Consider the following 10,708-nt stretch of genomic DNA (forward strand, 5'->3'; position numbering starts at 1 on the left):
CGGCTCGATTTCCGGATATTGTTATTTTTTTAGTGAAGAGCAGCATCTATGTCGAAAGACGATATTCTTTACCGCGTTCAATTTACCAGCAATGGCGAACGCTACGAATTGTATGTAAAAACCCTTATACAAGGCGCTTTGTTTGGTTTTATAGAAATAGGTGACTTTGTGTGGGATACCCACACAAGTGTTGTTGTGGATCCTAGTCATGAAAGACTAAAAAACGAATTCTCGGAAGTAACAAAAACGTATGTTCCAATGCACAACATTTTGCGCATTGACGCTGTAAATAAAAAAGGTTCTGCCAAAATTACTAAATTAGAAAATAAATCTGATAAAGTAACGGCATTCCCTAGTCCAATATATACACCAACAAAAGAGTAACCGCCGGACCCAGCCGGTAAAGGTTGCCGGAGATCCCTATGTATCGCTACGTATTCGCGGCATTACTATTAGTTTGCAGTATAGGCACCACAGCAAAAGAATTGAACGATGAAAGCTTGTACCAACTTCTCGATGAAATTTGGCAATACGAGCTTTCGGTTTCGCCACTTTTAGCCTCCAGAGAAGGCGATACTTCACTCGCTCACGTGTTACCAGATAACTCTCCCAAAGCTTTGAAAGCACAAGATGAGCAATGGCGCGCTTTTCAAAAAGCCTTAAGTCAGTATGAAAAAGAGAATATCTCTACTGACGCTTATATTGCCTTGCTAATGCAGCAATATCGTTTAGCTAATTATGTGGACGAATATATGTATCGCGCGCACTTGGTACCCATCAATTCAGAATATGGCTTCCACGGTGCGATGGCCTCGCTTCCTAATTTATCAACCTTTAAGCGCGTAGAAGATTATCAAGCCTACATTAGCCGTCTAAGCGCGCTAAAGCCTTACTTCGACCAACAAATTTCGTACATGAAACAGGCGCTAAAAGAAGGCTACACGCAACCTAAAGTCGTGTTGAAAGGGTTTGAAAACTCAGTGGCGTCTTACATTGTTGAAAAGGCTGAAGACAGTGGCTTTTATTCTCCATTTACCCGGTTTCCTGAGTACTTTACTGCCGAACAAAAATCAGCGCTAACGGAACAGGGTAAGGCAGCCATAAACAACAGCGTGTTGCCTGCATATCAAATGTTCTACGACTTCATGGTAGATGAATACATTCCCAATGCCCGTAAAGATATTGCCGCAAATAACTGGCCTGATGGTGTGGCGTATTATGCTAATAGAGCAAAGCATTACACGACTACTGATATGACGCCGCAGGAAATACATGATTTAGGGTTATCAGAAGTAAAACGCATTCGCGCGCAAATGCAACAAATTGTGGATGAGCTTGGCTTTGATGGCGACATTAACGACTTCATTACATTTTTACGGGAAGACCCGCAATTTTATGCCACCAGCGCTGAAGATTTGCTGAAAGAGGCGTCATTTATTGCAAAGAAAATGGACGCAAAGCTTCCTTCGCTCTTTGAGTATCTGCCAAGAACGCCTTACGGTGTAGCGCCTGTACCAGACGCTATCGCGCCTAAATATACAACGGGCCGTTATATTCATCCTAGCCGCGATGATCAGCCAGGATATTACTGGGTAAACACGTATGCCCTCGATAAGCGCCCTTTGTATGCATTGCCTGCACTGACCTTGCACGAAGCAGTGCCTGGCCACCACCTTCAAATATCGTTGGCAGCAGAGCTTGAAAACTTACCTATGGTACGTCGTAACACCTATATTTCAGCGTTTGGTGAAGGCTGGGGTCTGTACTCTGAGTTTTTGGGCATAGAAGCAGGTATTTACGAAACGCCTTATGACAACTTTGGCCGCTTAAGCTACGAAATGTGGCGTGCGTGTCGTTTAGTGGTTGATACTGGTATGCATACGATGGGCTGGAGCCGTCAACAAGCGGTGGACTACATGATGGAAAACACCGCGCTTTCTGAGCACAACGTTAATACAGAAATAGACCGCTATATTTCATGGCCTGCACAGGCGTTATCGTACAAAATTGGCGAAATTAAAATTAAAGCGCTTCGTGCAAAAGCAGAGACTGCACTAGGACAGCGTTTTGATGTTCGTAAATTTCATCGCGCCGTTTTGGAAAATGGGTCTGTCCCACTTTTTATTTTAGAACAACACATAAATACGTTTATAGAAAAGCAAAAGGCAAAATAAGATGTTCGTTGCATTTGGTGTTATTGGATTACTTATCCTGTTTTTAATTTACTTGGTACTGCGAACGCAGAACTTACAAAAAGAATTGGCGCTATTGCGCCATTCAAATAAGCAAACCAGCAGCAAAGTAACTTATGCTTATCGCAATCTTGTTCTCGTCACAGACGCATTAGAAAAGAACTTTACTGCACGCGTAGAAAGTGATTATAAAAGTCGTCTTATCGAACAATCGCACTATCAAATACTTCACTCGCTAATGCGAAATTTCTCGACCATTGTAATGGCGTGCTGTGAGAAAGGTATGTCGCTTGAAGAGTCTTTAAATAAAGCGTTGCTGAATGAGGACGTAACGCTTGAAGAGGTTCGCGATATGGTAAAAACACTGCCCAGCAATGTGCGCATGGTATGGGCAAAAAATACAGCAGATGGTTTTATCGCGTTTTGCCAAACGGTTACTGCACCGATAAATACTACTAAAGCCAATCAATCTGCAGCGGCCTTACAAGAAAGCTAGTTCTGCTTACTGATTAACACAAGTAGAGCGTTATCAGGGCCTGGCGGCTCTTTGCTGTATGGTAAAGAGCAGCAGGCCTTAATAGCTGTTTTGTCTTGAATTGAAAATTTAAATACTCGTCTGCCCCTTGACACCTCCCTTCTTCTTAAAGATTTAATCTTTTACCTTTTCAAACTAATCAATAAGTTAGCATTAAAAGCTTCAAGGCTTGAGCCTTTAATCTTGAAAAGGATCATTGCTGCACTATAATACTGTATATAAATACAGTTCATTTTGAGTGCTATGAATAAACCGTTATCCATGCTTAACAACCACCCTCATATTTGGCGGGCCAGAGAACAAAAGCAAAATGAAACAAAGTTTTCATTAGGTTTTCCGCTATTAGATAAAGCGCTTAACGGTGGCGTTGCTTCTACAGGCTTAGTACGTATAGCTTCTCTAACGGGCGTTGGTGAACTCTCATTGTTTAAAGACGTAATATGCCTGCATCGTACTCATAAACTCGTTGTATTTATCAATCCTCCAGGGCGTTTGCAGTCGCCGTGGTTAGAAAATTTAGGCCTTAAGACGCAACAAGTACTTGTAGTAAAAACGCATACACAGCAAGAGTCCTTGTGGGCGGCAGAGCAATGCCTAAAAAGTACAGCTTGTCATTGCGTGGTGCTGTGGAGTAATGCAATAAGCCAAAAGGAAGCCCGCCGTTTACAGGTAGCTGCGACGCATAATGATGCCCTATGCTTGCTTTATACTCCGGTGCATCCGCCGCTGTCATCGTCAAGTAAACAACAAAACAGACCATTAAGCAGCGCCCAAGCTTATAGCGACGATGCGCTACCTATTACTTTAGATCTTTATCTGCAAGGAACCTCGCACGCTTTATCGGTAAATATTCGCAAACAGCGTCATGGATGGCCTAAAGATAACATTGTTATTTCACACAAATGGACGCCTGATAATAACGCCATTAAGTGGGCAATGACGCACAATACGCTTTCTGATCAGGCGCTACACTCTGTGAGCTGACCATGCTATGGGCTTATATTTACTGCTACCAACTTACTTTAGATAGTCATAATAGAGCGACTAGGCGCAAAGCTGCGCATTATCAAGAGTCTTGTAATGATGCTAACAATAAAGGTTCGTCACTACCTTTAAGCACACCCGTTGTCGTCTACTGCAGTAAGATAAATAAAATTGTTCAATGCAATGATATTGCAAAGAAAGAAGGCATTGAAATCGGGCATGGTTTAGCGCAAGCGGCTGCACTATGCCCTTATGTACATGTACTGCCTTTCAATGAAGAAAACGAAAGACATATGCTAACGCAGTTAGCACATCGGCTTTATCCGCTGGCATCAGACATTGTGCTAGATAGTCACACATCTGCAGGCGGACTAGCTATAAGATTAGATAATTTAATCCATTACTACGGTGGCCATGAGCCTCTATGGAAAACCCTCACGCAGGCGTTATCGGAGTCTGATGTTCGTTACCACTTTGGCTGTGCGTGGACAATAGAAGCGGCAAAGGTACTGGCACTTCAAAAGTACAGCACTTACGTATATACACTTGATGACATAAAAAAAGCGTTAAATGCATGCCCTCTTTCTCTTACTGCACTGGCGCCTAAAGTTATAGAGTCGCTGGCTAGAGTGGGAATTACTAGAGTGCAACAGTTACTCGCCATGCCTGTCCAAGAGCTAGGTCGACGCTTTGACAATAACACCATTATGTATCTGACTGCACTGAGAGGAGAGACGTTTCCCCGCGTTACGCTATTTAGGCCGCTAGAGCGCTTCGATAACTTCTTACTGTTACCCTTTGACGTAGAAAACATACAGCACTTAACGCCTTTTGTGACTCAACAACTTGAGCATTTATCTCATTATTTACGAGCTAGAAATTTATACACATCAAACGTGGCCATATACATTCAATTTAGAGAAGCGCCGCCCATGAATATTGAGATCCAATCTGCGCTACCTCAGTCTTCTGTTAAAAGCTGGCTGCCGTTATTTACCCTTAAAATTGAAAACCTTGTATTGCCTGAACCCGCTACTGCTGTTGAGCTTAAATGCCATCAATTTGAAGAAATAGATACTCATAATGGCGACTTTTTCAGCGACCGATTTAATGATGTGGCACAAAAGCAACTCATTGGCCGCTTAAACGCTAAGCTAGGTGATAAAAGCACTTTTCAACCTCGCGCAGCCAACAGCCATCAGTTTGAATATATGACGGTAACCGAACCGAACGCATCTGAATATGCTTATGCTTGCGATACTGCGCCTACTTTTACCTTTGATGTTCCTATGCCACTTACTCAACCAACACAAATTTGTTTTGGGCCCTTACGGTTAAATAGCGAATGGTGGCACGACCGTCCTGCTAAGCGCGATTACTTCATTGCGCAGACCTCTCAGAGTGTCCGGTTATTGGTGTTTAAAGATGAAGAATCTCGATGGTGGGTACAAGGGCTTTTTTGTTAGGTATATGTGGTTAGGGTAAGCACGGTAGCATGAAGTACAGCGAACTATTTTGTCAAAGCAACTATAGCTTTCTTTGCGGGGCTTCTTCTCCTGCTGAGCTAGTTACCACAGCGTCTTTTCTTGGCTACGAGGCTCTCGCTATTACTGATGAATGCTCTGTAGCAGGCATAGTACGAGCCTTCGATGAAATTACCCACCAAAAATTACCTATCAAGCTTATTGTGGGCAGTTACTTTGTATTTGATGAGACCTTATCCTTTGTATTGTTGTGCCCAGATAAGGCTGCCTACAGTGAGCTATGCCGAATCATCACTAATGCAAGGCGCCGTTCTGAAAAAGGTGAATATCAACTAGCCGAATGGGATTTGCGCACCATTCGACACTGTAAATTTATCTGGTTGCCCAGTGAGAAGGAAACCCAAGATAAACATTGGGCAGAATGGCTGCTAAAGCACCCCAGCATAGACGTCTACATAGGTGCGCAGCGCTTACTAGATGGACGTGATCATCATAGATTTGCGCACTATAACGCTTTGCAATCTACCTACTCATTTCCTGTTATTGCATGTACGGGTGTATTGATGCATCACGCAGATAGGTTACCACTACAGCATATTTTGCACGCCACAAAAGTTCATACCAGCGTTGACGAGATAGGAAGAAGTGCATTAAGTAATGCAGAACGTAGCTTACGCACCATACATAAAATTAAGAAGCTATATCCTGAAAAGTGGGTGGCGAATACTAATGCTCTTAGCCAATTATTTACGTTTTCTTTGGAGGAGCTGCGCTATCAATATCCAGCGGAACTTGTTCCCAAAGGCTACACACCTACGTCTTATTTAAGAGAGCGTGTAGAAGAAGGGATTAAAATTCGCTTTCCAGAAGGTATTACTACGGAAATTAGGCAGACCATTGAAAAAGAGTTTGCGCTGATTACCGAGCAAGAGTATGAATATTTTTTTCTAACAATTTACGATATCGTCCAGTTTGCCAAACAACAGCGCATCCTATATCAAGGTCGTGGCTCTGCGGCGAACTCTGTGGTTTGCTATTGTTTAGAAATTACCGCCGTTGACCCTAGACAAATTAGCGTACTTTTTGAACGCTTTATTTCAAAAGAGCGCAATGAACCGCCTGACATTGATGTGGATTTTGAGCATCAACGCCGTGAAGAAATTATTCAGTATATTTATAAAAAGTACGGCAGAGAAAGAACCGCTATCGCCGCGACGGTAATTTGTTACCGCTTTAAATCAGCATTTAAAGATGTGGGAAAAGCACTAGGCTTTAGCGAATCTCAACTGGACTTTGTTGTTAAGCAAATAAACCGTCGGGATAGCGTTATACCGTGGAAGTCCCAACTAGCCAACCTCGGCTTAAATCCGCAAGAGAAACGAGTACAACAGCTTATTAACTTAACCGAATCTCTATTGGGCACGCCAAGGCATTTGTCACAGCATGTAGGCGGGTTTGTGATAAGCGCGGGCCCTTTGTATGACTTAGTTCCTGTGGAAAACGCAGCGATGGAAGCTCGCACGATTATTCAGTGGGACAAAGACGATATAGAAACACTAGGTCTATTAAAAGTCGATGTATTGGCTCTGGGTATGTTAAGCGCTATTCGCCGGGCTTTTGCCCTCATTAATAAGCAATACCCCGTTCAGACAAGCATTCCCTTCATCACTAAACTTGGCGATGACAAACAGGTTTTCGATATGATTTGTCGCGCTGATACCGTCGGCGTTTTCCAGATAGAGTCAAGGGCCCAAATGTCTATGCTGCCAAGGTTAAAACCTCGTCGGTACTATGATTTGGTAGTACAAATTGCCATTGTTCGGCCAGGACCAATTCAGGGGGATATGGTGCACCCTTATTTAATACGCCGTCACGGTAACGAAACTATCGAGTATCCCTCAAAAGAAGTCGAAAAGGTGCTGTCCCGTACTATGGGCGTACCTATTTTCCAAGAGCAGGTCATTCAACTTGCTATGGTTGCCGCAGGCTTCAGTGGGGGTGAAGCTGACCAACTTCGTCGCGCTATGGCGAGCTGGAAAAAGGACGGAAGGATTTTCGAGTTTAGAGACAAGCTAATCAAAGGTATGACAGATAAAGGTTATGACAATACTTTTGCTCATAACTTATTTGAACAGATTAAGGGGTTCGCAGGGTATGGCTTTCCAGAGTCGCATTCCGCTTCTTTCGCAGTATTGGCTTATGTATCTTGCTGGCTTAAGTTTTACTTCCCTGTAGAGTTTTATGTGGCGTTATTAAACAGCTGGCCAATGGGCTTTTACACGCCGTCACAGCTAGTGCAAGATGCAAAGCGGCATAATATTCACGTAGAAGCTCCCTGTGTGAACAAATCTGACACTGAACATACCCTAGTTATAGTAAACCAAGAAAAGCGCATACAATTAGGTCTTAAGCTTATCAAAGGGCTTAGCGAAACGTCGTCCCAACAACTTGTGAAGAATAGGTCTAACAAGGGATACGTCAATGTAGAACAACTACACCAGCTATCGCTCAAGAGTAATGAACTAGAAGCGCTCGCAAGCGCCGATGCACTGCGTACCATTTCAGGTAACCGCTATGAAACACGCTGGAAAATAATGGATACGCAAACGCGCTTACCTTTGTTCGACGCAGAAGAGAAATATACTAATGAAAACATCAGCACATTAAATGTTTCGCCCAGTGATGCTGAAAATTTACTCGAAGATTATGCATCGACAGGACTATCCGTTAATAACCACCCAATTTCATTACTTCGACAACAACATCAGCTCAAAGATATTAGCTGGTCTAATTCCCTCGTTACTAAGAAAAATAAATCAGTAGTTAAAGTTCTTGGTGCCGTAACGGGCCGTCAAGCGCCTGGTACAGCCGCTGGCGTCACATTTCTTACCTTAGAAGATGATATTGGCAATATGAACGTCGTCGTATGGCAATCCACAGCCAGAGCGCAGCAACAAACCTTTTTAAAAGCTAAGCTTTTGCAAGTTAATGGCATTATTGAACGCTCCAAAGAGGGAGTGATACATATTATCGCTGGTAAACTTATTGATCGCACACCTTGGTTAGAAAAAATATCGCTTAACTCACGAGATTTTCATTAGACATTTTTACTCTCAAGTAATAGCACCTTAATTTCTTTATCCCGTGCTTTTTCTATATCAAGAGGCGAGTTAATTGCTTTAAATACCAAAGTGATTAAACTTAAAGCGTTTTGTAAAGAACTGTGATCATTTTGGAGTTTAAATGATTCGATGGATTATGATTTTCTGTGCCTCCCTGCTAAGTGTTAATGTCTATGCTGAAAAGTACATTATTGGGGCTCAGAATTTAGCATACTTTCCTCATTACGACTTTGCCTCCACCGCTGATAAAGGCGTAGCGTGGTCTGTTTTAGAAGCATTCTCCGACGCTTCTGGACATGAATTTATTTACGTAAGTTTACCAATACGAAGACTTCAGCTTGAACTGGTTAAAGGTAATGTAGACTTCGTTTATCCTGACAACAGCGGATGGTATAACAGCACTACTACGTCGAAAGACAAACACTTTTCTTCTCCCCTTACGCATGCCATGACAGGAACTATTGTTAAAAAAGAAAATGTCGGAAAAGGTATTGGGGCGATAAAACATCTCGCCATGCCATTAGGGTTCACACCTGTTAATTGGCAAATGCGGATAAATAATCAAAGTACTAAGATTATATGGGTAAATACTATTCAACAGGGAATGGATCTTTTATATCAGGAGCGTGTAGACGCCCTCGATTTAGAGTATTTTGTGAGCCAACACTCCTCATCGCTTTATTTTGAGAAAGATGTATTTACTTTAGATTTGACCCTTCCACACAATGAAATACCTTTCTCTCTATCTACGCTTTACCACTCCGACGTTATTGCTGAACTAAATGATTTTATATCCTCAAACCCCGAATTAATTGATAGTATTAAGTTGAAGTACGGCGTAATGGACTTTGAAAAACTGACACAGCAGCTTTTAAATGAACAAGGATTGCAAATTGAAGAGGTTTGGCAATAGCACACACCGTTTTATTCAGACTATATCGATAATACTTTGTGTTTCATTTTTTTCTTCGACTATTAAAGCCGAGACCTACATCGTAGGCGCTCAAAATATTGAATACTCACCTTATTACAACTTTTCTTCACCCCATGAAAAAGGTTTAGGATGGGCCATACTGGAAGCGTTTTCAAAACACAGTGGGCACCAGTTTATCTACCTAAGCATGCCCGTTAAACGCCTTCAAATTGAATTAAAAAAAGGGAATGTTGATTTCGTTTTTCCAGATAACCCTAGATGGAACGACCATATAATATATAGCGTTGATAAGGCTTACTCTCTCCCACTGGTAGACACTTTTGCTGTTACGTTAGTAAAACCAGAAAACAAGGGTAAGGGCATTAGCTTTGTGAGTAACCTCATTATTCCCGACGGTTTTACCCCAGCTAAATGGAAGAAACAAATCAGCGAAAATACCGTGAACGTAATTGGTGTGAACAGCGTCTATGAGGGGTTATCACTATTAAACAAAGAGAAAGCCAATGCCATGGATATAGAATACAACGTAGCTCAACGTATTCTTCGTCGATATCCTAATATTGGCGAGTTCACTGCTGATCTAACGCTTCCTTACAACACGGTGTCTTTCTCCGTTTCAACACTAAAACATCCTGACATTATTCACGAACTCAATGCGTTTCTTAATTCCAACTCAAAAACCATCGATGAAATAAAAAATAAGTATGGTATTGAAGAAACCAAGCAGTTAACTCTGCGGCTGATGAAACAACAGGGACTTACAAAAAACGTTCTGTGGTCAGCCTTGTAATAATTCCATAACCGCAGTAAATAACACATAAACAGTCGCTTAAACCAGGGGTTTTAAATCTTATCATATTGATATATATAACTTTTATTGTTGGAGAAAATTTTGCTTATTGATTACCAAATCAAGGAGCAATTATGAAACAGATATCATTTCTACTATTTTCTTTTTTTATCACTTTTACTGCGAATTCGGTACAAGCTCGACAGACTGTAAGCGTTGACTATATGCATGGGTTCGATGATATCGACGGAATGCGGTTTGCGTACAGGCCTTTGGAACAAACTTTTGTAACCGACTGGTTTGGCGACTTAAAGTTATATTGGGAGGTAAGCGCAGTTGTCTGGGAATACGGAGAAAACGACACACACAGCACAAGCTATGCTGCATCCATCACTCCCGTTTTTATGAAGCAAGTTGCCACGCTAAATGACCAATATCCGGTTTATATAGAGGCAGGTATTGGTGCGAGTTATATTGGTGATCAAGAAGTGGCTGGCAAAGATATTGGGTCAAATTATCAATTCGAAGATCGTATTGGCATCTTTGTGGAGCTTGATAAAAAGCAACACGTAGCGTTGCGATATATGCATTTTTCTAACGGCGGATTTAACAATGACAATCCTGGGTTGGACTTTCTAAACTTGTCATACGCCTACCACTTCTAAAC

At 41.9% G+C, this 10,708-nt stretch carries 9 protein-coding genes; all 9 read left to right on the forward strand.

The genetic code is table 11. The features are described from left to right. Positions 1–48: 48 nt before the first annotated feature. The 9 genes from GVO62_RS07095 to GVO62_RS07135 all read left to right on the forward strand — a co-directional run bounded on the left by GVO62_RS07095 (position 49) and on the right by GVO62_RS07135 (position 10,706). Positions 49–384 carry a DUF1820 family protein gene (locus GVO62_RS07095; RefSeq protein ID WP_105929808.1) on the forward strand — a complete coding sequence of 112 codons (336 nt, stop codon included), beginning with the start codon at positions 49–51 and terminating at the stop codon, positions 382–384. 38 nt (positions 385–422) lie between these two features. Next, positions 423–2,174, forward strand: coding sequence for a DUF885 domain-containing protein (locus tag GVO62_RS07100; protein WP_159118360.1), 1,752 nt, complete (start codon positions 423–425; stop codon positions 2,172–2,174). A gap of 1 nt (position 2,175) precedes the next feature. Further along, entirely contained in the window at positions 2,176–2,688 is a 513-nt protein-coding gene (locus GVO62_RS07105; RefSeq protein WP_159118361.1) for a hypothetical protein, read from the forward strand. 282 nt (positions 2,689–2,970) lie between these two features. After that, the gene (locus GVO62_RS07110; RefSeq protein WP_159118362.1) at positions 2,971–3,711 is read left to right on the forward strand and encodes a recombinase RecA; all 741 of its coding nucleotides are present in this window, start codon (positions 2,971–2,973) and stop codon (positions 3,709–3,711) included. A gap of 2 nt (positions 3,712–3,713) precedes the next feature. After that, positions 3,714–5,177 (forward strand): Y-family DNA polymerase, encoded by a 1,464-nt coding sequence (locus GVO62_RS07115; protein WP_159118363.1) that lies wholly within the window; start codon positions 3,714–3,716, stop codon positions 5,175–5,177. A gap of 29 nt (positions 5,178–5,206) precedes the next feature. Then, complete coding sequence (locus GVO62_RS07120) at positions 5,207–8,296, forward strand: error-prone DNA polymerase (protein ID WP_159118364.1); 3,090 nt, start codon at positions 5,207–5,209, stop codon at positions 8,294–8,296. Positions 8,297–8,438: 142 nt separating this feature from the next. Beyond that, entirely contained in the window at positions 8,439–9,230 is a 792-nt protein-coding gene (locus GVO62_RS07125; RefSeq protein ID WP_159118365.1) for a hypothetical protein, read from the forward strand. Further along, positions 9,211–10,041: a hypothetical protein gene (locus GVO62_RS07130; protein ID WP_159118366.1), complete on the forward strand. Its 831-nt coding sequence runs from the start codon at positions 9,211–9,213 to the stop codon at positions 10,039–10,041. Before GVO62_RS07125 ends, GVO62_RS07130 begins: the two co-directional genes overlap by 20 nt. A 134-nt stretch (positions 10,042–10,175) precedes the next feature. Continuing rightward, positions 10,176–10,706, forward strand: coding sequence for an acyloxyacyl hydrolase (locus GVO62_RS07135; protein WP_120963089.1), 531 nt, complete (start codon positions 10,176–10,178; stop codon positions 10,704–10,706). The last annotated feature ends 2 nt before the right edge of the window (positions 10,707–10,708 follow it).

The organism is Alteromonas sp. KUL150 (assembly GCF_009811475.1).
Lineage (GTDB): Bacteria > Pseudomonadota > Gammaproteobacteria > Enterobacterales > Alteromonadaceae > Alteromonas > Alteromonas gracilis.

What these genes read in the sequence shown, in the direction of transcription:
- GVO62_RS07095 (WP_105929808.1), top strand. Translation starts at nt 49, where the DNA reads ATGTCGAAAGACGATATTCTTTACCGCGTTCAATTTACCAGCAATGGC.
- GVO62_RS07100 (WP_159118360.1), top strand. Translation starts at nt 423, where the DNA reads ATGTATCGCTACGTATTCGCGGCATTACTATTAGTTTGCAGTATAGGC.
- GVO62_RS07105 (WP_159118361.1), top strand. Translation starts at nt 2,176, where the DNA reads ATGTTCGTTGCATTTGGTGTTATTGGATTACTTATCCTGTTTTTAATT.
- GVO62_RS07110 (WP_159118362.1), top strand. Translation starts at nt 2,971, where the DNA reads ATGAATAAACCGTTATCCATGCTTAACAACCACCCTCATATTTGGCGG.
- GVO62_RS07115 (WP_159118363.1), top strand. Translation starts at nt 3,714, where the DNA reads ATGCTATGGGCTTATATTTACTGCTACCAACTTACTTTAGATAGTCAT.
- GVO62_RS07120 (WP_159118364.1), top strand. Translation starts at nt 5,207, where the DNA reads ATGAAGTACAGCGAACTATTTTGTCAAAGCAACTATAGCTTTCTTTGC.
- GVO62_RS07125 (WP_159118365.1), top strand. Translation starts at nt 8,439, where the DNA reads ATGATTCGATGGATTATGATTTTCTGTGCCTCCCTGCTAAGTGTTAAT.
- GVO62_RS07135 (WP_120963089.1), top strand. Translation starts at nt 10,176, where the DNA reads ATGAAACAGATATCATTTCTACTATTTTCTTTTTTTATCACTTTTACT.